Below are 22123 nucleotides of genomic sequence, written 5' to 3'. Positions count from 1 at the left end.
AGCGGGTTCTGATGGGCATCGAAGAGGCACCGTCCGGCTTCCTGCTGACCACGGTGGAGAACCTGGCGGGGTACTTCCGCAAGGGCTCCCTGTGGCCGGTCACGTTCGGGCTGGCGTGCTGCGCGATCGAGATGATGGCGACCGGCACACCCCGGTTCGACATCTCCCGGTTCGGCATGGAGGTCTTCCGGGCGTCCCCGCGCCAGGCCGACCTGATGATCGTCGCCGGCCGGGTCAGCCAGAAGATGGCGCCGGTCGTGCGGCAGGTCTACGACCAGATGCCCGAGCCCAAGTGGGTGCTGTCGATGGGCGTGTGCGCGTCCTCGGGCGGGATGTTCAACAACTACGCGATCGTCCAGGGCGTCGACCACATCGTCCCGGTGGACATCTACCTGCCCGGCTGCCCGCCGCGCCCGGAGATGCTGCTGAACGCGATCCTCGCGCTGCACGACCAGATCCAGGCCGAGCCGCTCGGTGTGAACCGTCGCGAGGCCGCCCGCGCCGCCGAGGCGGCCGCGCTCGCCGCGACGCCGACGTCCCACCAGAAGGGCCTGCTGCGGTGACCACCGGACCGGACGACAAGGGCCCCCTGGACGCCGTCGCGGCGCCGGCCGAGACGCCGCCGGCGCCCATCCGCACGGACGCCTCACCGGTCGAGCGCGACGCCGTCGTGCACGCGGACGTCGAGCGCGCCCAGCAGGGGCAGGCCCCGCCCGGGCCCGACCAGGGCGGGCGCGAGCCGATCGAGGTCATCGACGTGCGCACCGGCATGTTCGGCGCCGCCGACGGCGGGGACACCTCGGGCTACGGCGGGCTGGTCCGCCGGATCGCCATGCCGGGCGCCAGCGAGCGGCCCTACGGCGGCTGGTTCGACGAGGCGGTCGACGTGCTGACGGAGGTGCTGGACGAGGACGGACCCGGTTTCGCGGCCGCCGTCGAGCGGGTCGTCGTGGACCGTGGCGAGCTCACCCTGCACGTGGCGGCCCGTCATCTCCTCGCGGTGTGCCGGACCCTGCGCGACGACCCGGACCTGCGGTTCGAGCTGAGCATGGGCGTCTCGGGCGTGCACTACCCGCACGAGACCGGACGTGAGCTGCACGCCGTCATCCACCTGGTGTCGGTGACCCACAGCCGTCGCCTGCGCCTGGAGATCGCCGTGCCGGACGCCCACCCCCACCTGCCGTCGACCACGTCGGTGTACCCGACGCACGACTGGCACGAGCGCGAGACCTGGGACTTCTTCGGGATCGTCTTCGACGGTCACCCGGCCCTGGCCCGCATCGAGATGCCCGACGACTGGCCCGGGCACCCCCAGCGCAAGGACTACCCGCTCGGCGGCATCCCGGTGGAGTACAAGGGCGCCACCGTGCCGCCGGTCGACCAGCGGAAGGCGTACAGCTGATGTCTCCGTCCCACGCCGGCCCGGCCGGCGCCCCCGGCGCGACGCGCGCCACCGGATCCGGCGGCGCCACCCGCGCCACCCGGGGCTTCGAGGACCGCGCGAGCGGCACCACCACGTTCGAGGCGTCCGGCGGTGACTGGTCGCAGATCGCCGAGGAGGCCGCGCGCCTCGGCGAGGAGCGCATCGTCGTCAACATGGGCCCCCAGCACCCGTCCACGCACGGCGTGCTGCGGCTCATGCTGGAGATCGACGGCGAGACCGTCACCGAGGCGCGGGCCGGCATCGGCTACCTGCACACCGGCATCGAGAAGAACATGGAGTACCGCACCTGGACCCAGGGCGTGACCTTCTGCACCCGCATGGACTACCTCGCCCCGCTGTTCCAGGAGACGGCGTTCTGCCTCGGGGTGGAGAAGCTGCTCGGCATCACCGACGACGTCCCGGAGCGGGCCACCGTCATCCGGGTGCTCATGATGGAGCTCAACCGGATCTCGTCCCATCTGGTGTGCCTGGCCACCGGCGGCAACGAGCTCGGCGCGACGACCATCATGACCCTGGGCTTCACGGCCCGCGAGGAGGTCCTCAAGCTGCTCGAGATGGTCACCGGGCTGCGGATGAACCACGCGTACATCCGGCCGGGCGGCGTCGTGCAGGACATCCCGCCGGGGACGCTGGAGAGCGTGCGTGAGGCGCTCGGCCAGGTGCGGTCGTACCTGCGCCAGCTCGAGGACCTCATGCTGGCCAACCCGATCTTCAAGGCCCGGCTGGTCGGCGTCGGCCACCTGAACCTGTCCGCCTGCATGGCGCTCGGTGTGACCGGGCCGGTGCTGCGGTCGACGGGCCTGCCGTACGACGTGCGCAAGGCGTCCCCCTACTGCGGCTACGAGACGTACGACTTCGACGTCCCGACGTCGACCGACGCGGACTCCTACTCCCGGGTCATCCTGCGGATCGAGGAGTGCTACCAGTCGATGCGGATCATCGAGCAGGCCCTCGACCGGCTGCAGACGATGGGCCCGGGGCCGGTCATGGTGGCGGACAAGAAGGTCGCCTGGCCGGCGCAGCTGGCGATCGGCTCGGACGGCATGGGCAACTCCCTGGACCACATCCGCGAGATCATGGGTACCTCGATGGAGGCCCTGATCCACCACTTCAAGCTGGTGACCGAGGGGTTCCGCGTCCCGGTCGGGCAGGTGGCCCAGTCCGTGGAGGCGCCCCGCGGTGAGCTGCTGGTGCACCTGGTGTCCGACGGCGGCACCCGTCCGTACCGTGCGCACTTCCGCGACCCGTCGTTCAACAACCTGCAGGCCGTCTCGATGATGTGCGAGGGCGGCCAGGTGGCCGACGTCGTCGTCGCGGTGGCCTCGCTGGACCCCGTCCTGGGAGGGGTGGACCGCTGATGGCCGGCTACGACGAGGTGACCCTGGCCCGGCTGGAGGCCGACGCGCGCGAGATCATCGCCCGCTACCCGCAGGCGCGCTCCGCGCTGCTGCCGATGCTGCACCTGGTGCAGTCCGAGGACGGGTACGTCAGCCCCGCGGGCATCGCGCTGTGCGCGCGGCTGCTGGAGCTGACCACCGCGGAGGTGTCCGCGGTGGCGACCTTCTACACCCAGTACAAGCGCCACCCCAACGGGGAGTACACCGTCGGGGTCTGCACCAACACGCTGTGCGCGATCATGGGCGGCGACGCCATCTGGGAGGAGCTCTCCGCCCACCTCGGCATCGGGCACGACGAGACGACCGACGACGGTGCGGTGACCCTCGAGCGGATCGAGTGCAACGCGGCCTGCGACTATGCCCCGGTCGTGATGGTCAACTGGGAGTTCTTCGACAACCAGACCCCGGCCAGCACCGTCGAGACGGTCGAGCGGCTGCGCGCCGGGCAGCCGGTGTCCCCGACCCGGGGCGCGGACACCGTGTGCTCCTTCCGGCAGATGTCCCGGGTGCTGGCGGGCTTCCCGGACGGCCGTGCCGACGAGGGCGTGGGCGCCGGCCCGGCGACGGTGCGCGGCACCGTGCTCGCCCGCGAGCGCGGGTGGAGCGCCCCGGAGTTCGACGTGCCCGCCGACGACGCCGCGGACGCCGGCGGCGGCGTGCCCGACGACGGCCAGCCGCAGTCCAGCGCGGAGCGTCCCCCGACCACCCCGGCCGACACCTCGGCAGCGACGAAGACGTCCTCGGACAAGGAGTCCTGATGGCCGCGACCACCCCGCTCGCACCCGTGATCAGCGCGCACTGGGACGCCGAGCGCTCCTGGACCCTGGCCACCTACGAGGCCCACGGCGGCTACGCGGGCCTGCGCAGGGCGCTGGCGCTGGACCCGGCCGACGTCGTGACGACCGTCAAGGACTCCGGTCTGCGCGGGCGCGGCGGAGCGGGGTTCCCCACCGGCATGAAGTGGGGCTTCCTGCCCGCGCCCGACGGCGGCCCGCGGTACCTCGTGGTCAACGCCGACGAGTCCGAGCCGGGCACCTGCAAGGACACCCCGCTGATGATGGCGTCGCCGCAGGCGCTCATCGAGGGCTCGATCATCACGTCGTACGCGATCGGCTGCCGCCAGGCGTTCATCTACGTGCGCGGGGAGATCCTGCACGTGTACCGACGCCTGCTGCGGGCGGTGGAGGAGGCCTACGCGGCCGGGTACCTGGGCACGGACATCCTCGGCAGCGGGTACGACCTCGACATCACCGTGCACGCGGGCGCCGGGGCGTACATCTGCGGTGAGGAGACCGCGCTGCTGGACTCGCTCGAGGGGCTGCGCGGTCAGCCGCGGCTCAAGCCGCCGTTCCCCGCCGTCGCCGGCCTGTACGCCCGGCCGACCGTGGTGAACAACGTCGAGTCGATCGCCTCGGTCCCCGGCATCCTGACCGGCGGGTCGGACTGGTTCCGCTCGATGGGCACCGAGAAGTCCGCCGGCCACGGCCTGTTCTCGCTGTCCGGCCACGTGGAGCGGCCGGGCCAGTACGAGGCGCCGCTCGGGGTCACTCTCCGGGAGCTGCTCGACCTCGCCGGCGGCGTCCGCACGGGGCACGAGCTGAAGTTCTGGACGCCGGGGGGCTCGTCCACCCCGATCTTCACCGCGGAGCACCTGGACGTCCCGCTGGACTACGAGTCCGTCGGCGCGGCCGGCTCCATGCTCGGCACCCGGGCCCTGCAGATCTTCGACGAGACGACGTCGGTGGTCCGGGCGGTGACCCGGTGGACGGAGTTCTACGCGCACGAGTCGTGCGGCAAGTGCACCCCGTGCCGCGAGGGCACGTTCTGGATGAAGCAGGTGCTGCGGCGCCTGGAGGCCGGGCAGGGGACGCCGCAGGACATCGACCTGCTCCTGGACACCTGCGAGAACATCCTCGGCCGCGCGTTCTGCGCGCTGGGGGACGGCGCGACGTCGCCGATCACGTCGGCCATCCAGTACTTCCGCGAGGAGTTCGAGGCGGGCACCCACACCCCGGCGTGGGTGCTGTTCCCGCCCGAGCGGTCCTCGCTGTTCCCCTACACCCCGCGCGAGACCGGGCGCGCCCTGGTCGGGACGGTGCACGCATGACCGCCACGACGACCCCCAAGACCAGCCCGGGAGCCGGCGGCGCGATCGCCAACCAGCCGCCGAAGGCCGACGAGATCACCTTCACGATCGACGAGGTCGAGGTCGCCGTGCCTAAGGGCACCCTGGTGATCCGCGCCGCGGAGCAGGTCGGCATCCAGATCCCCCGGTTCTGCGACCACCCGCTGCTCGCGCCGGTCGGCGCGTGCCGGCAGTGCCTGGTCGAGGTGTCCACGCCCGACCGCGAGGGCAACCTCAAGCCCATGCCCAAGCCGCAGGCGTCCTGCACGCTGGAGGCCACCGCCGGCATGGTCGTGCGCACCCAGCGCACGTCCGCCGTCGCCGACAAGGCCCAGCACGGCATCATGGAGATGCTGCTGATCAACCACCCGCTGGACTGCCCCGTCTGCGACAAGGGCGGGGAGTGCCCGCTGCAGAACCAGGCGATGAGCAACGGCCGCGCGACCAGCCGGTTCGTGGACGTCAAGCGCACGTTCCCCAAGCCGATCGCGATCTCCACCGAGGTGCTGCTCGACCGTGAGCGGTGCGTGCTGTGCCAGCGGTGCACCCGGTTCTCCCGCGAGATCGCCGGCGACCCGTTCATCGACCTGCAGCAGCGCGGCGCGGCGCAGCAGATCGGGACGTTCTCCCCGGAGGTGCTCGGCTTCGCCGGTGAGCTGCCACCGGGCGGGGCCGAGGTCCCCGGGGGCGCGGGCGCCGCGGCGGCGGCCGGGTACGCCCGGACCGGCGACTCCCCGCGCGGGCCCGCGCTCGCCGACGAGTCGGGCCGGCCGTTCGCCTCGTACTTCTCGGGCAACACCATCCAGATCTGCCCGGTCGGCGCGCTGACCGGCGCGGCGTACCGGTTCCGCGCCCGCCCCTTCGACCTGGTCTCGACGCCCGGGGTCTCCGAGCACGACGCGTCCGGGTCCGCGATCCGGGTCGACCACCGCCGCGGCGTGGTGCTGCGCCGGCTCGCCGGCAACGACCCCGTGGTCAACGAGGAGTGGATCACCGACAAGGACCGGTTCGCCTTCACCTGGCAGTCCGCGCCGGACCGCGTCACCACGCCCCTGGTGCGCGACGAGGCGACCGGGGAGCTCGTCCCGGCCAGCTGGGCCGAGGCCCTGGAGGTGGCCGCCGGTGGTCTGGCGGCCGCCGTCCGCGGGGGCGGGGTCGGCGTGCTGCCCGGCGGCCGGCTCACCGTCGAGGACGCCTACGCCTACGCCAAGCTCGCCCGCGTCACGCTCGGCACCAACGACGTCGACCTGCGGGCCCGCCCGCACTCGGCGGAGGAGGAGGCCTTCCTCGGTGCCCACGTCGCCGGCTCCGGCGTCGGGGTCACCTTCGCCGACCTGGAGACCGCCCCGGCGGTCCTGCTGGTGGGCCTGGAGGCAGAGGAGGAGGCCGGCGTCACCTTCCTGCGCCTGCGCAAGGGTGTGCTGGCCGGGCGGACGCACGTGTTCGCGGTCGCCGCGCTGGCCAGCCGCGGCCTGGAGCGGCTCGAGGGCACGCTCGTGCCCGCCGCACCGGGCACGGAGGCGGAGGTGCTCGACGCCCTGGGCGGGCCGGCCGCGAGCGGTGCGCCGACGGCCGGCCCGCTCGGCCGGGCCGCCGAGGCGCTGGCCGCCGACGGCGCGGTCGTCCTGGTCGGTGAGCGGCTCGCCGAGGTCCCGGGCGGGCTGTCCGCCGCGTTGCGTCTGGCGCGACGCACCGGGGCGCGCCTGGCGTGGATCCCGCGCCGGGCCGGCGAGCGCGGCGGCGTGGAGGTCGGGGCGCTGCCGTCCCTGCTGCCCGGTGGCCGGCCGGTCACCGACCCCGGTGCGCGGGTGGACATCGCGGCGCTGTGGGACGTGGCGCACGTGCCGGCGACTCCCGGTCGCTCCACCGCCCAGATCCTGCAGGCCGCACGCGACGGCTCCCTCGGCGGACTGGTGGTCGGCGGGGTCGACCCGGCGGACCTGCCGGACCCGGCCCTGGCGCTGGCCGCGATCGAGCGGGCCGGGTTCGTGGTCAGCCTCGAGGTGCGCCGGTCGGCGGTGACCGAGCGGGCCGACGTCGTGCTGCCGGTCGCGCCGCCGTCCGAGAAGCCGGGCACGTTCCTCAACTGGGAGGGGCGCCCGCGCCCCTTCCCGCAGGCGCTGGCCTCGACGGCGATGTCCGACCACCGGGTGCTGGACGCCCTCGCCGACGCGATGGGCGCCGACCTCGGCCTGCGCACCCTCGACGCGGTGCACGCCGAGCTCGACCAGCTCGGGGCCTGGGAGGGTGCGCGGCTCGCCGACCCGCAGGTCCCGGCCGCCGAGCCGGTCGCCGTCGGACCCGGGCAGGCCGTGCTCGCGAGCTGGCAGACGATGCTCGACGCCGGCCGCCTGCAGGACGGCGAGGCCTTCCTGGCCGGGACCGCGAAGCGGGCCGTGGCCCGGCTGTCCGCGGCCACCGCGGCCGAGGTCGGCGTGGGCGACGGGTCGGCCGTCCAGGTCTCCACACCGGCCGGTGCGGTGGTCGTGCCGGTCGTCGTGACCGACATGCCCGACCACGTCGTCTGGCTGCCCACCAACTCGCCCGGCTGCGCGGTCCGCACGACCCTGCGGATCGGCGCGGGCGCGCTGGTGAACCTGTCGCCGGCACCGGTGGGCGTCGCCGCGCCGCCGGCGGACGTCCGCGCCGGCGGGGCAGCCGCTGCCGCCGAGCGGGCCGAGGAGTGGGGCGTGGCCGACGTCGCGGGCACCCCCGGCGAGGACCTCACCTCGGAGGGACGGGCATGAGCGTGCTGACCCAGCTCGGGACGACCACGATCGGCAGCGACCCGGCCATCGCCGCCGACTTCAGCCAGGACACCTTCTGGGTCTGGCTGATCAAGGCGGTCGCGATCCTGGTGTTCCTGCTCACCAGCGTGCTGATCGCGATCTGGTTCGAGCGCAAGGTCGTGGCGCGGATGCAGATCCGGCCCGGGCCCAACGTGCACGGGCCGTTCGGCCTGCTGCAGTCCCTCGCCGACGCCATGAAGCTGCTGCTCAAGGAGGACATCACCGTCAAGGCGGCGGACAAGCTCGTCTACATCCTGGCGCCGATGATCTCGGTGTTCTGCGCGCTGCTGACGTTCGCGGTGATCCCGTTCGGGCCCGCGGTCACGGTGTTCGGTGTGACCACGCCGCTGCAGCTGACCGACCTGCCGGTCGCGGCGCTGTACGTGCTGGCCTGCGCCGCGGTCGGCGTGTACGGGATCGTGCTGGGCGGCTGGTCGTCGGGCTCGACGTACCCGCTGCTGGGCTCGGTGCGCTCCACCGCGCAGGTGATCTCCTACGAGCTGGCGATGGGGCTGTCGCTGGTCAGCGTGTTCATCCTCGCCGGGTCCATGTCGACGTCGCAGATCGTCGCCTCCCAGGAGGCCCTGTGGTGGGCGCTGCCGCTGCTGCCCGCGTTCGTCATCTACGTCATCTCGATGATCGGCGAGACGAACCGCCTGCCGTTCGACCTGCCCGAGGCCGAGGGCGAGCTCGTGTCGGGGTACATGACCGAGTACTCGTCGATGAAGTTCGCGTGGTTCTTCCTCGCCGAGTACATCAACATGATCAACGTCTCGGCGATCGCCACCACGCTGTTCCTCGGCGGCTGGCGCGCGCCGTGGCCGCTGTCCGCCATCAACGACGGGATGCTCAACACCGGCTGGTGGCCGGTGCTGTGGTTCCTGGCGAAGATGTGGATGTTCATGTTCCTGTTCGTCTGGGTCCGCGGCACGCTGCTGCGCCTGCGCTACGACCAGTTCATGAAGTTCGGCTGGAAGGTCCTGATCCCCTTCGCGCTCGCCTGGGTGGTCCTGGTCGCCGTCGTGCAGGGCATCCGCCAGTTCAGCGACGTCGACCTGCTGCCGCTGTTCGGGGCGATCTTCGGCATCGTGCTGGTGGCGTACGTCGTCATGGCCGTGGTCGACCGGCGCCGCGGGGCGCGGGGAGCCGACCGCCCCACGCCGCCGCCGGCCGGTGAGTTCGACCCGTTCGCGGGCGGCTACCCGGTCCCGCCGTTGCCCGGTCAGCACCTGCCGCCCTCGCCACGCCGGCGTGCCGCGATGGCCGCCGCGTCGTCGAGCACGGCGTCGAGCACGGCGTCGAGCACGGCGTCGAGCACGGCGACCGCCACGGCCGATCCCGAGCCCGACCACCACCCGGAGGTGCCCCGTGGCTGACCGCCGCACCCCCCAGCCCGACGACGACGGCGCCGTCGCCCCCCGGCAGCGCGGCGGCGAGGTCGGGCGGCCCGCCGCGGAGCCGTACCGGCCGCTCCGGGAGCCCCGCACGGGGATCGGCGAGGTGCTGGCGCCCGTCGCCGGCTTCGGCGTCACGTTCGCCTCGATGTTCAAGCCGACGGTCACCGAGCAGTACCCGTTCGAGAAGGTCCCGCCCAAGCCGCGGTACCACGGTCGCCACCAGCTCAACCGGTACGCCGACGGGCTCGAGAAGTGCATCGGCTGCGAGCTGTGCGCCTGGGCCTGCCCGGCCGACGCCATCTACGTCGAGGGCGCCGACAACGCCCCCGACGCCCAGTTCTCCCCCGGGGAGCGGTACGGCCGCGTCTACCAGATCAACTACCTGCGGTGCATCTTCTGCGGGCTGTGCATCGAGGCGTGCCCGACGCGGGCCCTGACCATGACCAACGAGTACGAGCTCGCCGGTCCGACCCGGGAGGGGCTGATCTGGGAGAAGGAGGACCTGCTCGCACCGCTGCGGTCCGGCCAGCTCTCCGCGCCCCACCCCATGGTCGCGGGCACCACGGACACCGAGTACTACCGCGGCGAGATCAGCGGGCCGACGCCCGAGCAGGCCGAGTGGGTCCGCGCGCACCGCCCCGACGACCCGAGCCTGGAGACGGTCGACGGTCCGGTCACCCACGGCGCGACCGCGGCGTCCACACCGGCCGACGTGCCCGCCGGTGCGCCCGGTGACGCCCGATGAGCGGCCCGCTGCTCGCCGGCGTCGGCGCGCTGACCGGCGCGCTGCCCACCTCCGTGCCCGCGTCCCTCACCGAGCTGGGCGAGACCTCCACCGGCGAGACGGTGCTGTTCTGGGTCGTCGCGCCGCTCATGGTGCTGGCGGCGCTCGGGCTGCTGTTCGCGCGGCGGGCCATCCACGCCGCCATGTGCGTGGTCTTCGTGATGATCTCCCTGGCGGTGCTCTACATCGCCCAGGACGCCCCGTTCCTGGGGATCGTGCAGATCGTCGTCTACACCGGCGCGGTCATGATGCTGTTCCTCTTCGTGCTCATGCTGGTCGGGGTCGACGCCTCGGACTCGCTCACCGAGACGATCCGTGGCCAGCGCTGGATCGGCCTGATCTTCGGCGTCGGGCTGGGTGCGCTGCTGGTCGGCGTGGTCACCCGCGCGACCTACGCGGTGCCGGTGGGGCTGCTCGAGGCCAACGCCGTGTCCAACCCGGTCGGGATCGCCCGGCTGGTGTTCAGCGACTTCCTCTTCGCCTTCGAGGTCGTCGGCGTGCTGCTCGTGACCGCCGCGCTCGGCGCGCTCGTGCTCACCCACCGCCAGCGGCTGTCCCGGCGCGTGGGCCAGCGTGAGCGCGCCGACGCCCGGGTCGCCGCGGGCGGGTCGCTGACGCCGCTGCCCGCGCCGGGCGTGTACGCCCGGACGAACGCCATGGACGTGCCGGCCCTGGACCCGCAGGGCAGGCCCATCGAGACCTCGATCTCCCGGGTGCTGCGGGTGCGCGGGCAGGAGCGCGGCGTCGCCGACGTGGCGGTCCAGCTCGGGCCGGGCGAGCACGGCGGCGGCCAGGTCGACCGGCCCACGCCCGAGGCCGGCGACCCCGGCGAGACCGCCGGACCCACCACGCCCATCACGACCGGCCGCGGCCCGGAGGTCGTCCCGTGACCCTGACCCACTACCTCGTGCTCGCCTGCGTGCTGTTCGCGATCGGCGCCACGACGGTCCTGCTGCGGCGCAACGCGATCATCGTGTTCATGGGCGTCGAGCTGATGCTCAACGCGACCAACCTCGTGCTGGTCACCTTCGCGCGGATGCACGGGGACCTGTCCGGCCAGGTGATGGCGTTCTTCGTCATGGTCGTCGCCGCGGCCGAGGTCGTCGTCGGGCTGGCCATCATCGTGCAGATCTTCCACACCCGCCGGTCGGCCTCGGTCGACGACGTCAACCTGCTCAAGAGCTGAGAGGCCCCGGTGACCTCAACCATCGCGACCGTCACGGCCGCGCCGCTGCCGGGCGCCGTGCTCCCCGGCGCCGTCCCGGCGGACGGCACCTTCACCCAGGCGTGGCTGCTCATCGCCCTGCCGCTGCTCGGCGCCGCCGTGCTCCTGCTCGCCGGGCGCCGCGCCGACCGGTGGGGGCACTGGGTCGGCGTGGCCGCGTCCGCCGGGTCCTTCGTCGTCGGGCTGCTGCTGCTGATCGGCCTGCTGGGCCGGGACGCCGAGGACCGGGTGCTGGACCTGCACCTGTTCCGGTGGATCCCGACCGGCCCGCTCGACGTGGACGCGGGACTGCGGATCGACCCGCTGTCGCTGTCGTTCGTGCTCCTGGTGACCTTCGTGGGCACGCTCATCCACGTGTACTCGGTCGCGTACATGGAGCACGACGTCGACCGGCGGCGGTTCTTCGCCTACCTCAACCTGTTCGTCGCGGCCATGCTGGTGCTGGTCCTGGCGGACAGCTACCTGCTGCTCTTCGTCGGCTGGGAGGGCGTCGGCCTCGCGTCGTACCTGCTGATCGGCTTCTGGAACCAGCACACGCCGAACGCGGTCGCCGCCAAGAAGGCGTTCGTGGCGAACCGGATCGGCGACCTGGGCCTGCTGATCGCCCTCATGCTCATGGTCGCCACCTTCGGCGCGGTCGACTTCGACACCGTGCTGGCCGCCGCCCCCGGCGCGGGCGAGGGCGTGCTGACCGCGATGGGGCTCATGCTGCTGCTCGCCGCGTGCGGCAAGTCCGCGCAGTTCCCGCTGCAGTCCTGGCTCGGGGACGCCATGGCCGGCCCGACGCCGGTGTCGGCGCTCATCCACGCCGCCACGATGGTCACCGCCGGGGTCTACCTCATCGTGCGCTCCGGCCCGATCTTCGAGGGGGCGCCCACCGCTCAGCTGGTCGTGGTGATCGTCGGGGCGATCACCCTGCTGTTCGGGGCGATCGTCGGCTGCGCCAAGGACGACATCAAGAAGGCGCTGGCCGCCTCGACGATGTCCCAGATCGGGTACATGGTGCTGGCCGCCGGGCTCGGCCCGATCGGCTACGCGTTCGCGATCTTCCACCTCGTGACGCACGGGTTCTTCAAGGCCGGCATGTTCCTCGGGGCGGGCTCGGTCATGCACGGCATGGACGACTCCGTCGACATGCGCCGCTTCGGGGGCCTGTCGCGGTACATGAAGATCACCTGGCTCACCTTCGCCGCCGGCTGGCTGGCGATCATCGGGTTCCCGGGCCTGTCCGGGTACTGGAGCAAGGACCTCATCATCGAGGCCGCCTTCACCGGTGAAGGCTGGCGACCGTGGGTGTTCGGGTCCGCCGCGCTGCTCGGGGCCGGGCTGACGGCGTTCTACATGTCGCGGCTGTTCTTCATGACCTTCCACGGCCGGCGTCGGTGGGACGACGGGCACGGCGCGGAGCAGGACGTCGCCGCCGCACCGGTCCGCCACCCGCACGAGGCGCCGCTGCTCATGGTGGTCCCCATGGTGGTGCTCGCGGTCGGGTCCGTCGCGCTCGGCGGGCTGCTCGCGCTGGGCGACGGGTTCGTCACCTGGCTGGAGCCGGTCACCGGGCACGTCGAGCACCACGAGCCCGTGCTGCCGGTGTGGCTGATCATCGCCCTGACCATGCTGCTCGTCCTGGTGGGCGCCTTCCTCGCCTGGCGTCAGTACGCGGTGTCCACGGTGGCCGTCCCGGCCCCGGCCGGCTCCGCGCTGACCCGGGCCGCCCGTCGGGACCTGCACCAGGACGCCGTCAACGACACGCTCCTGGTGCAGCCCGGCCAGTACCTGACCCGCTCGCTGGTGTACGGCGACCGGACCGTGGTCGACGGCGCGTTCACCGGCCTCGGCAAGGTGCTGGTCGGCGCCGGCGACGCCGCACGCCGCGTCCAGACCGGGTTCGTCCGCTCCTACGCCTCGACGATGACGATCGGGCTGGTCGTGCTCGGCGTCGTCGTCCTGGCCACCCGGATCTGAGGGAGATCTGACGTGAACCTCGAAGGACTTCCCCTGCTCACGGTCCTCATCGTGCTGCCGCTCGTCGGCGCGGTCGTGCTGTGGGCCCTGCCAGCGGGCCTGCGCGAGCGGGTCCGCACGGTCGCGGTGGTGGTCACCGTGCTCGAGCTGGTCGTCGGGCTCGCCGCGCTGACCGCGTTCGACACCGCGGCGGCCGCGACCCACCAGCTCACCGAGACCCACCCGTGGATCCCCGCGATCGGCGCCAGCTACGCCGTCGGCGTCGACGGGGTCGGGCTGCTGCTCGTCCTGCTGTCGGTGCTGCTGACGCCGCTCGTGGTGCTGGCCTCGGACCGGACCACCGCCGGGTCGGCCGACCGGCTGCGCCACTACCTGGCGCTCGTGCTCGTGCTCGAGGCGTTCATGGTCGCGGTGTTCGCCGCGCGGGACGTGTTCCTGTTCTACGTGCTGTTCGAGGCGATGCTCATCCCGGTGTACTTCCTCATCGGGGTGTTCGGCGGGGTGCAGCGCCGCTACGCCGCGGTGAAGTTCCTCGTGTTCTCCCTCGCCGGCGGGCTCATCATGCTGGTCGCCGTCATCGCCCTGTACCTGCAGGGCCCCGGCGGGCCCGAGGGGTTCCTCACCACCCGGCTGACCGGGCTCGAGATGCCCGTGCTGACCGAGCGGCTGCTCTTCCTCGCCTTCTTCCTGGCGTTCGCCATCAAGGCGCCGATGTGGCCGGTCCACACCTGGCTGCCCGACGCCGCGCAGAACGCCACCGCCGGCACGTCGACGCTCCTCGTCGGCGTCCTGGACAAGGTGGGCACCTTCGGGATGCTCACGCTGTGCCTGCCGCTGTTCCCGGACGCCTCCCGGTGGGCCGCGCCGGTCATCATCGTGCTCGCGGTCGTCTCGGTGCTCTACGGGGCGCTGCTCGCGATCGGCCAGCAGGACCTCATGCGGCTCATCGCCTACACCTCGGTGTCCCACTTCGGGTTCATCGTGCTCGGCATCTTCGCGTTCACGTCGGTCAGCGTGCAGGGGTCGGCGCTCTACATGGTCAACCACGGGCTGTCGACGGCCGCCCTGTTCCTGACCGCCGGCTTCCTGGTCTCGCGCCACGGCAGCCAGCGGATCGCGGACTACGGCGGGCTGCAGAAGGTCACCCCGGTGCTCGCCGGCACGTTCCTGGTGGCCGGCCTGTCCGCGCTCTCCCTGCCGGGGCTGTCCACGTTCGTCAGCGAGTTCCTGGTGCTGGTGGGCACCTACGCCCGGTCCGGGCCCGCCGCGGTCGTCGCCGTGATCGGGGTCGTGCTGGCCGCGCTGTACGTGCTGATCGCCTACCAGCGGGTCTTCACCGGCCCGGTCCGCCCCGAGCTGGCGGCCACGCCGGACCTGTCCGGCCGCGAGCGCTGGGTGGTCGCCCCGCTGATCGCGCTGATGGTGGTGTTCGGCTTCTACCCGGCGCCCATGGTCGACCTCGTGCGTGAGCCGTCGCAGGGGACGCTGCAGCAGGTCGGGGTGGACGACGTCGCCCCGACGCAGGGCCTGCTGGTGGGCACCGGTACCGACGACGAGGGGAGCACGACGTGACCGGGGCCTTCACCGCGCCGCACATCGACTGGGCGCAGCTCGCGCCCGTCCTGCTGGTGCTGGGCGCCGGCGTGATCGGGGTGCTGGTCGAGGCGTTCGCGCCGCAGCGCGTGCGCCGACCGGTCCAGCTCACGCTCACGCTCGCCGCCACGGCCGGCGCGCTCGTGGTGCTCGCGGCCCTGTGGGCCGACGTGCGGGACACCGGCGGGACCGTCGTGCTGGGCGGGGCGATGATCCTCGACGGCCCCGCGCTGGTGCTGCAGGGGCTGGTCGCGCTGCTCGCGCTGGTGGCCGTGCTGGTCGTCGCGGACCGGGGTGCCGGGGGCGCCGCGGGCCAGGACGCCTTCGCGCCGCAGGCCGCCGCCGTGCCGGGCTCGGACTACGAGGAGGTCGCGCGCCGGCAGGGCCTGGCCCAGACCGAGGTGTACCCCCTGGTCCTGTTCGCGACCGGCGGGATGATGATCTTCCCCGCCGCCGGTGACCTGCTCACCATGTTCATCGCGCTCGAGGTGCTCTCGCTGCCGCTGTACCTGCTGTCCGGCCTGGCGCGACGCCGTCGCCTGCTGTCGCAGGAGGCCGCGATGAAGTACTTCCTGCTCGGCTCCTTCGCCTCCGCCTTCTTCCTGTTCGGGGTCGCGCTGCTCTACGGGTTCGCCGGGTCGGTCCGGCTGAGCGCCATCGCCGCGGCCACCGCGGCCGTCGTCGGGCTGGACCCGCTGCTGCTGGCCGGCACCCTGCTCGTGCTGGTCGGCCTGCTCTTCAAGGTCGGTGCGGTGCCGTTCCACTCCTGGACCCCGGACGTGTACCAGGGCGCCCCGACGCCGATCACGGGTTTCATGGCCGCCTGCACCAAGATCGCCGCGTTCGGCGCGCTGCTGCGGGTCGTGTACGTCGTCGCACCCGCGATCGAGTGGGACCTGCGCCGCGCGCTGTGGACGGTCGTCATCGCGACCATCGCGGTCGGCACGCTCGCCTCGCTGGTCCAGACCGACATGAAGCGCATCCTGGGGTACTCGGCGATCGCCCACACCGGCTTCATCCTCACCGGCGTCGTCGCGCTGGACGTGCGGGGCGTGTCCGGCGTGATGTTCTACCTGCTCGCCTACGGCGCCGCGGCGGTGGGGGCGTTCGCGGTCGTGACCCTGGTCCGCGAGGTCGACGCCGACGGGGTCGTCCTGGGGGAGGCGACGCACCTGTCGCAGTGGGCGGGCCTGGGCCGGCGCAGCCCGTGGCTGGCGGGGGCGTTCGCGGTGTTCATGCTGTCCTTCGCCGGCATCCCGCTGACCGCCGGCTTCGTCGGCAAGTTCGCGGTCTTCTCGGCGGCCGTCGACGGCGGCGCGACCGCGCTGGCGGTGGCCGGCGTCCTGGGGTCGGCCGTCGCCGTCTTCTTCTACATCCGCATCGTGGTGCTGCTGTTCTTCACCGACCGGCCCGCCGACTCGGGCCACGGCACGGTCACCGTGGTGCGGTCCGAGGGGCTCACCACGGTCGCGATCGCGGTGGCCGCGCTGGCGACCCTGGGCCTGGGCGTGCTGCCCACGCCGGTTCTCGATCTGGTCGGTGAGGCGGCTAGGTTCATCCCGTGACCCCGACGACAGCGTTCCCGCTGCCCGACCCTGCACTGGCGGACCTGCTCACGGCCCGCCTGGCGGTGGTCGAGGAGCGGCTGCGCGACGCCGTCGCGCACGCGGACCTGCTCGCCGACGCCACCGCCCGGCACCTGGTCAACGCGGGTGGCAAGCGGCTGCGCCCCCTGCTGACCCTGCTCACCGCGCAGCTCGGTGACGGGCACCGCCCCGAGGTGCTCGACGCCGCCGTCGTGGTGGAGCTGACGCACCTGGCGACGCTGTACCACGACGACGTCATGGACAGCGCCCCGCTGCGACGCGGTGCCCCCGCGGCGCACGAGGTGTGGGGCAACTCGGTGGCGATCCTGACCGGCGACCTGCTGTTCGCGCGGGCGTCCAGCGTCGTCGCGGGGCTCGGCCCGGAGGCCGTGCGGCTGCAGGCCGCGACGTTCGAGCGGCTGTGCCTGGGGCAGCTGCACGAGACCGTCGGCCCGCAGACCGACGAGGACGCCGTCGCCCACTACCTGCAGGTGCTGTCGGACAAGACCGGGTCGCTGATCGCGACCTCGGCGCGGTTCGGGGCGATGTTCGCCGGCTGCCCGCCGGAGGTGCTGCGCACGGTCACCGGGTACGGCGAGAAGGTCGGCGTCGCGTTCCAGCTCGCCGACGACGTCATCGACCTGTCCGCCGACGGGTCCCGGACGGGCAAGGCGCCCGGCACGGACCTGCGCGAGCGGGTGCCCACGATGCCCGTGCTGCTGCTGCGCGCCCGGGTGGCCGCCGCCGACGCCACACCCTCCGACCGCGCCCTGCTGACCCTGCTCGACTCGGACCTGTCCGACGACGCCGCGCTGTCCGAGGCGGTGGCCGCCCTGCGCGTCCACCCCGTGGTCGAGGAGACCCGCGCGCTGGCCGTGGCGTGGGCGCGGGACGCCGTCGCCGAGCTGGGCCCGCTGCCGGCCAGCCACGCCCGCGACGCGCTGGTCGCCTTCGCCGACGCCCTGGTGGACCGGGCATCCTAGGGATCACGGGCACGCCGTCGCGGCGGCCCGTGCGCGGCGGCGAGGGTCCGCCGTCGCCGACAGGGGGACCGACCGCATGACCATGACACCCGAGCAGGCCGCCGGGTTCGCCGGCACCTTCGAGCGCCTCGTCGACCACGTCGGCGGCGCCGTGCTGGGCAAGGCCGACGTCGTGCGCCTCGCGCTGACGTGCATGCTCACCGAGGGGCACCTGCTGCTGGAGGACGCCCCGGGCACCGGCAAGACGTCGCTGGCGCGGGCGATCGCCGCCACCGTGAGCGGCAGCCACAGCCGGATCCAGTTCACCCCGGACCTGCTGCCCAGCGACGTGACCGGGGTGACCATCTACGACCAGGCCACCCGGGCGTTCGACTTCCACCGGGGGCCGGTGTTCGCCTCCATCGTGCTCGCGGACGAGATCAACCGGGCGTCCCCCAAGACCCAGTCCGCGCTGCTGGAGGTGATGGAGGAGGCCCAGGTGACGGTGGACGGGGTCACCCACCCGGCGCCGCGCCCGTTCATGGTGATCGCGACCCAGAACCCGATCGAGCAGGCCGGGACCTACCGGCTGCCCGAGGCGCAGCTGGACCGGTTCCTGATGAAGACGTCGATCGGCTACCCCGACCACGCCTCCACGGTGCAGATCCTGGCCGGCGCCGCCGAACGGGACCGGTCCGGCCGGCTGCAGCCACTGGTCAGCACGGACGACGTCGCCGCCATGATCACGCTGGCCACCACCACGCACGTCGACGGCGCGGTGCTCGAGTACGTGTCGCGGCTCGCGGAGGCGACCCGCGTCGCACCGGACGCCCGTCTCGGCGTGAGCGTGCGCGGGGCGATCGCGCTGGTCCGCACGGCGAAGGTGTGGGCGGCGGCGCACGGCCGCCACTACGTCCTGCCCGACGACGTCAAGGGGCTGGTGCACCCGGTGTGGAACCACCGGCTGGTGCTCGACCCGGACGCGGAGTTCACCGGGACGACCGCCGACGCGGTGCTGGCCCGGGTGCTGGGCGAGGTGCCCGCGCCGCTGGAGCGCCGCACCGCGGGCTGACCCGGCGGCCCGTCCGCGGCCGGATGTGCGGCGTCCGTACCGGTTGCTCCCCGCGGAAACCCTCACAGCCGGGGCGAACCGGACGATGGGGACGGTGAGACCGCCCTGCCGTCCGGCACGGGCGCGCCACGTCGAGCGACCGCGGAGGAGGGCACGTGCGCACATCCTGGGGATCGGCCACGGACCGCGGTCGGGTCCGCCGGCTCAACGAGGACTCGCTGCTCGCGCACTCGCCGGTGTTCGTCGTCGCCGACGGGATGGGCGGCCACGACGCGGGGGACGTCGCGAGCCGGGTCACCGTGGAGGAGTTCGCCGCCCTGGGCGGTCGCGACGGCGTCACGCACGACGACGTCGAGGCGGCCTTCGCGCGTGCGGCCGGCCGCGTGCGCGAGGCCGTGGGCGCCGGCCGGACCGCCGGCACCACCGTCGCGGGCGTCGCGGTCGCCGCGGGCGGTGCGCCCTACTGGCTCGTGTTCAACGTCGGCGACTCGCGGGTGTACCGGCTCGCCGGTGGCGCCCTGGAGCAGGTAAGCGTGGACCACTCGGTGGTGCAGGACCTGGTCGACAGCGGCCGGCTGCGGCCCGCGGACGCCCAGTGGCACCCCGACCGGCACGTCATCACCCGCGCGGTCGGCACCGGCGCCGTCCCCGAGCCGGACTACTGGCTCATCCCGGCCGGCGCGGCCGACCGGCTCCTGCTCTGCTCGGACGGGCTCACCCAGGAGCTCGACGACGACGCGATCCGCTACCTCCTGCTCGACCAGCCCGACCCGCAGGCCGCCGCCCAGATCCTCGTTCAGGCGGCGGTCGAGGCCGGTGGCCGCGACAACGTCACCGTCGTCGTGGTCGACGTCGACGACGCCCAGCCGGCCGGGGTGGACGAGGCGACCATCGAACGACCCGTGACCCCGCCCGCCGGCGGGGCCGGAACGGAGCAGTGACGAGGCGTGGACGTGACCGAGTACACCCCCGGTGAGTGGGTCGCCGTCGTGACCGACGGCGCGGTCGCGCTGCTGCCGCCCACCACCACCGAGCCGGTCGTCGGCCGGCTGTGGCAGTCGCTGCGCTCGGCCGACGGCGCGGGCGTCGTCGACCACCTGCAGGTGCTCGTACGGGACGGGCTGGCCACGCTGCCCCCGTTCGCGCTGCTGACGGTGGACGGCGCACGCCTGCACGCCGTCGTGCGGGGCGCCGTGGAGGTCGAGGTCACCGCGTCCGGCCGGACCTTCGTGCTGACCGCGCCGGGGGTGTCCACCTGGTCCGACGAGGTCGTCGACGGCGTCGAGCACGTCACCGTGCGCGTCCCCGGCGACGAGCCGGCCGCCGGCCCCGGGCTGCCGCTGGTGGCCGGGGTGGCCCGCGCCGGCGCCGTCCGGCTCCGGGTCGCGGCGCGCGGCACCCTGCCCGGCACCCTGCCCGGCAGCCTGCCGGCCGGGCAGCCGGTCCGGGAGTCGGCCGAGCCACCGGCCGAGGCGCTGATCGACCAGTCCCCGGTGCCGGCGGCATCCGCGGGCCTGCCGACCGCACCCGTCCCGGCCCTCGTGCTCGCACCCGCCGTCCCCCCCGCGGCCCCCGCCTCACCGGGATCGACGAGTGCGGTGCTGCCCACGCCGGCGACCGCCGGGGACGACGTCCCGGACGACGAGCCCGTCGACCTCACCGTGCTGCGCCCGTCCACCGCGTCCGAGCCCGCCGGCGGCACCGACCCCGACGACGGCACCGACCCCGCCGCCGGCACCGACCCCGATGACGGCACCCACGCCGCACCCGACACCGACACGCCCGTCGTCGACGCGCCCGCCCACGACGCCCCCGCCTCCGGCGTCGCCCCGGCCGTGGCGGCGCCCGGGTCCACCGACCACGACGGCACCACCGTGCTCAGCGCCGACGTCGTCGAGCTGCGCCGGCGGCTGCCGGACTGGGCCGGCCACAGCCGGACCGCTGCGCAGCCGACCCCGGCCGCCGTCCCCGTGACCACGGCCCCGGTCCCCGCCCGGCTCGCGCTGTCCACCGGTGAGCGGGTCACCCTGACCCGCCCGGTGCTGCTGGGACGCGCCCCGCAGGCGTCCCGGGTGCACAGCAGCCAGGTCCCGCAGCTCGTCACCGTGCCCAGCCCCCTGCAGGACATCTCCCGCACGCACGCCGAGGTCCGCATGGACGGCGACGACGTCGTCCTGACGGACCTGCGCTCGACCAACGGCGTCCTGGTGGTCCGGCCCGCGGCGACGCCGCAGCGGCTGCAGCCCGGTGAGGCGACCGTCCTGCAGCCCGGCGTGCTCGTCGACCTCGGGGAGGGTGTGACCTTCACCGTGGAGCGCAGCGCGTGACCACCGGTCGTCGACCGTCCTCCCCGCCGCAGATCCCCGGCTACACCGTCGGGCGGCTGCTGGGCATGGGCGGGTTCGCGGACGTCTTCCTCTACACCCAGCACCTGCCGCGCCGGCCCGTCGCCGTCAAGGTGGTGCCGGCCGAGTCGCTCGACGCCGACGTGCTGGCGCGCTTCGGCACCGAGGCCGACCTGATGGCCCAGCTGTCGCACCACCCGTCCATCGTCACCATCCACCACGCCGCCGTCGCCGACGACGGCCGGCCCTACCTCGTCATGGAGTACTGCGCGCGCCCCGGGCTGGGTGCCCGCTACCGCACCGAGCGGATCTCGGTGGCGGAGGCGCTGCGGATCGGGATCCGGCTCGCGTCGGCGGTGGAGACCGCGCACCGGGCCGGCATCCTGCACCGCGACATCAAGCCCGCCAACGTGCTCACCACCGACTTCGGCTGGCCGGCACTGACCGACTTCGGCATCGCGGCCACGACCGGCTGGTCCGGCGGGTGCGCGGTCGGCATGTCCATCCCGTGGTCGCCGCCGGAGCTGCTCGCCGCGGTCCCGGACGGGGACGTGCGCGCGGACGTGTACTCGCTGGCCGCGACGGTCTACTCCCTGCTCGCCGGGCGGTCCCCGTTCGAGGTGCCCGGCGGGTCCAACGGCGCGGCGGACCTGGTTGCGCGCATCGAGCGCCAGCCGCTGGCCGGCACGGGCCGCACCGACGTGCCGCCGAGCCTGGAGGCGGCACTCGCGCGCGCCATGGAGAAGAACCCGGTCCACCGCTTCCACTCCGCCCTCGCGCTGGCCCGCGCGCTGCAGGCCGTCGAGCTCGAGCTCATGCTCCCCGGCACCCCGGTCGAGCTCGCCCAGGAGGGCGCCGAGCCGCGCACCGACCCGGCCGCGGGCGTCCGGGCGCCGGAGCGTGCCGACGACGGCCCGACCCGCCTGCGGCCCGTGGTGACCATCGACCCCGAGGGCGACCCCGCTGACGGCCCGGCTCCGGCGCCGGCCGGGCCGGTCCGGACCGCCGCCGAGGAGGCCGCGACGGTCACCCGCCGTCGGCCGGTCGCCAGCATCTCGCCCGAGGGCGCCACCCCCGCCGGCACCGCCACCGTGACCGCCACCGTGACCGCCGCGGTGACCGCCGCGGCGCTGCCGACGTTCGCCGTGCCGGCCGCGGCGGCGCCCCCCACCGAGCCCGGGGACGACGCCGCCGCGGTCGGCGGGCCGGTGCCCGGCCGGACCGGTGCCCACCGGGCGCTGACCGCGCTGGCGGCGGTCGTCGTCCTGGGCGCGGCCGCCGGCGCCGCCCCCCGCGGGGGGGCCCCGGTCCCCCCCCCGGGGGAGGACCCCCCCCCCCCCGTCTGCCGCACGGCCCCGGCCCCTGGGGGGGGGGGGGGGCCGGGGCGGCAGGGGGGTGGGCCGGCGGGCCGGGGGGGGGCCCGGCCGGGCGGGGGGGGG

General features: G+C 74.1%; 18 protein-coding genes. All 18 read left to right on the top strand.

The window, feature by feature from the left end; translation table 11 throughout:
- Positions 1–11: 11 nt before the first annotated feature.
- Positions 12–563 carry an NADH-quinone oxidoreductase subunit B family protein gene (locus tag Q0840_RS00090; protein ID WP_298454554.1) on the top strand — a complete coding sequence of 184 codons (552 nt, stop codon included), beginning with the start codon at positions 12–14 and terminating at the stop codon, positions 561–563.
- Positions 560–1402, top strand: a complete 843-nt coding sequence (locus Q0840_RS00085; RefSeq protein ID WP_298454553.1) for an NADH-quinone oxidoreductase subunit C — start codon at positions 560–562, stop codon at positions 1400–1402. Before Q0840_RS00090 ends, Q0840_RS00085 begins: the two co-directional genes overlap by 4 nt.
- Entirely contained in the window at positions 1402–2802 is a 1401-nt protein-coding gene (locus Q0840_RS00080) for an NADH-quinone oxidoreductase subunit D (RefSeq protein WP_298454552.1), read from the top strand. The genes Q0840_RS00085 and Q0840_RS00080 overlap by 1 nt, the downstream gene beginning before the upstream one ends.
- Positions 2802–3599: an NADH-quinone oxidoreductase subunit NuoE gene (gene nuoE, locus Q0840_RS00075; protein WP_298454547.1), complete on the top strand. Its 798-nt coding sequence runs from the start codon at positions 2802–2804 to the stop codon at positions 3597–3599. The genes Q0840_RS00080 and nuoE overlap by 1 nt, the downstream gene beginning before the upstream one ends.
- Positions 3599–4948 (top strand): NADH-quinone oxidoreductase subunit NuoF, encoded by a 1350-nt coding sequence (gene nuoF / locus Q0840_RS00070; protein WP_298454544.1) that lies wholly within the window; start codon positions 3599–3601, stop codon positions 4946–4948. Before nuoE ends, nuoF begins: the two co-directional genes overlap by 1 nt.
- Positions 4945–7713, top strand: coding sequence for an NADH-quinone oxidoreductase subunit G (locus Q0840_RS00065; protein WP_298454541.1), 2769 nt, complete (start codon positions 4945–4947; stop codon positions 7711–7713). The genes nuoF and Q0840_RS00065 overlap by 4 nt, the downstream gene beginning before the upstream one ends.
- Complete coding sequence (nuoH, locus tag Q0840_RS00060; protein ID WP_298454538.1) at positions 7710–9131, top strand: NADH-quinone oxidoreductase subunit NuoH; 1422 nt, start codon at positions 7710–7712, stop codon at positions 9129–9131. The genes Q0840_RS00065 and nuoH overlap by 4 nt, the downstream gene beginning before the upstream one ends.
- Entirely contained in the window at positions 9124–9897 is a 774-nt protein-coding gene (gene nuoI, locus Q0840_RS00055) for an NADH-quinone oxidoreductase subunit NuoI (protein ID WP_298454535.1), read from the top strand. Before nuoH ends, nuoI begins: the two co-directional genes overlap by 8 nt.
- Positions 9894–10826 carry an NADH-quinone oxidoreductase subunit J gene (locus Q0840_RS00050; RefSeq protein WP_298454532.1) on the top strand — a complete coding sequence of 311 codons (933 nt, stop codon included), beginning with the start codon at positions 9894–9896 and terminating at the stop codon, positions 10824–10826. The genes nuoI and Q0840_RS00050 overlap by 4 nt, the downstream gene beginning before the upstream one ends.
- Positions 10823–11122, top strand: coding sequence for an NADH-quinone oxidoreductase subunit NuoK (nuoK, locus tag Q0840_RS00045; RefSeq protein ID WP_298454529.1), 300 nt, complete (start codon positions 10823–10825; stop codon positions 11120–11122). Before Q0840_RS00050 ends, nuoK begins: the two co-directional genes overlap by 4 nt.
- A gap of 57 nt (positions 11123–11179) precedes the next feature.
- Entirely contained in the window at positions 11180–13126 is a 1947-nt protein-coding gene (gene nuoL, locus Q0840_RS00040; protein ID WP_298455490.1) for an NADH-quinone oxidoreductase subunit L, read from the top strand.
- Between the two features lie 12 nt (positions 13127–13138).
- Complete coding sequence (locus tag Q0840_RS00035; protein ID WP_298454526.1) at positions 13139–14698, top strand: NADH-quinone oxidoreductase subunit M; 1560 nt, start codon at positions 13139–13141, stop codon at positions 14696–14698.
- Positions 14695–16284 carry an NADH-quinone oxidoreductase subunit NuoN gene (nuoN, locus tag Q0840_RS00030; protein WP_298454524.1) on the top strand — a complete coding sequence of 530 codons (1590 nt, stop codon included), beginning with the start codon at positions 14695–14697 and terminating at the stop codon, positions 16282–16284. Before Q0840_RS00035 ends, nuoN begins: the two co-directional genes overlap by 4 nt.
- The gene (locus Q0840_RS00025; RefSeq protein WP_298454522.1) at positions 16281–17288 is read left to right on the top strand and encodes a polyprenyl synthetase family protein; all 1008 of its coding nucleotides are present in this window, start codon (positions 16281–16283) and stop codon (positions 17286–17288) included. The genes nuoN and Q0840_RS00025 overlap by 4 nt, the downstream gene beginning before the upstream one ends.
- A 76-nt stretch (positions 17289–17364) precedes the next feature.
- Positions 17365–18339 carry a MoxR family ATPase gene (locus Q0840_RS00020; RefSeq protein ID WP_298454520.1) on the top strand — a complete coding sequence of 325 codons (975 nt, stop codon included), beginning with the start codon at positions 17365–17367 and terminating at the stop codon, positions 18337–18339.
- Positions 18340–18494: 155 nt separating this feature from the next.
- Positions 18495–19280: a PP2C family serine/threonine-protein phosphatase gene (locus Q0840_RS00015; RefSeq protein ID WP_298454518.1), complete on the top strand. Its 786-nt coding sequence runs from the start codon at positions 18495–18497 to the stop codon at positions 19278–19280.
- Between the two features lie 12 nt (positions 19281–19292).
- The gene (locus tag Q0840_RS00010; protein ID WP_298454516.1) at positions 19293–20666 is read left to right on the top strand and encodes an FHA domain-containing protein; all 1374 of its coding nucleotides are present in this window, start codon (positions 19293–19295) and stop codon (positions 20664–20666) included.
- The coding region (locus Q0840_RS00005) for a serine/threonine-protein kinase (protein WP_298454513.1) at positions 20663–22123 on the top strand (1461 nt) is incomplete at its 3' end. The genes Q0840_RS00010 and Q0840_RS00005, both read left to right, overlap by 4 nt.

The sequence above is a fragment of the uncultured Cellulomonas sp. genome (genome assembly GCF_947494015.1).
GTDB lineage: Bacteria > Actinomycetota > Actinomycetes > Actinomycetales > Cellulomonadaceae > Pengzhenrongella.
This window is presented reverse-complemented; position numbering and strand designations above follow the sequence as displayed.

What these genes read in the sequence shown, in the direction of transcription:
- Q0840_RS00090 (WP_298454554.1), top strand. Translation starts at nt 12, where the DNA reads ATGGGCATCGAAGAGGCACCGTCCGGCTTCCTGCTGACCACGGTGGAG.
- Q0840_RS00080 (WP_298454552.1), top strand. Translation starts at nt 1,402, where the DNA reads ATGTCTCCGTCCCACGCCGGCCCGGCCGGCGCCCCCGGCGCGACGCGC.
- nuoE (WP_298454547.1), top strand. Translation starts at nt 2,802, where the DNA reads ATGGCCGGCTACGACGAGGTGACCCTGGCCCGGCTGGAGGCCGACGCG.
- nuoF (WP_298454544.1), top strand. Translation starts at nt 3,599, where the DNA reads ATGGCCGCGACCACCCCGCTCGCACCCGTGATCAGCGCGCACTGGGAC.
- Q0840_RS00065 (WP_298454541.1), top strand. Translation starts at nt 4,945, where the DNA reads ATGACCGCCACGACGACCCCCAAGACCAGCCCGGGAGCCGGCGGCGCG.
- nuoH (WP_298454538.1), top strand. Translation starts at nt 7,710, where the DNA reads ATGAGCGTGCTGACCCAGCTCGGGACGACCACGATCGGCAGCGACCCG.
- Q0840_RS00050 (WP_298454532.1), top strand. Translation starts at nt 9,894, where the DNA reads ATGAGCGGCCCGCTGCTCGCCGGCGTCGGCGCGCTGACCGGCGCGCTG.
- Q0840_RS00020 (WP_298454520.1), top strand. Translation starts at nt 17,365, where the DNA reads ATGACCATGACACCCGAGCAGGCCGCCGGGTTCGCCGGCACCTTCGAG.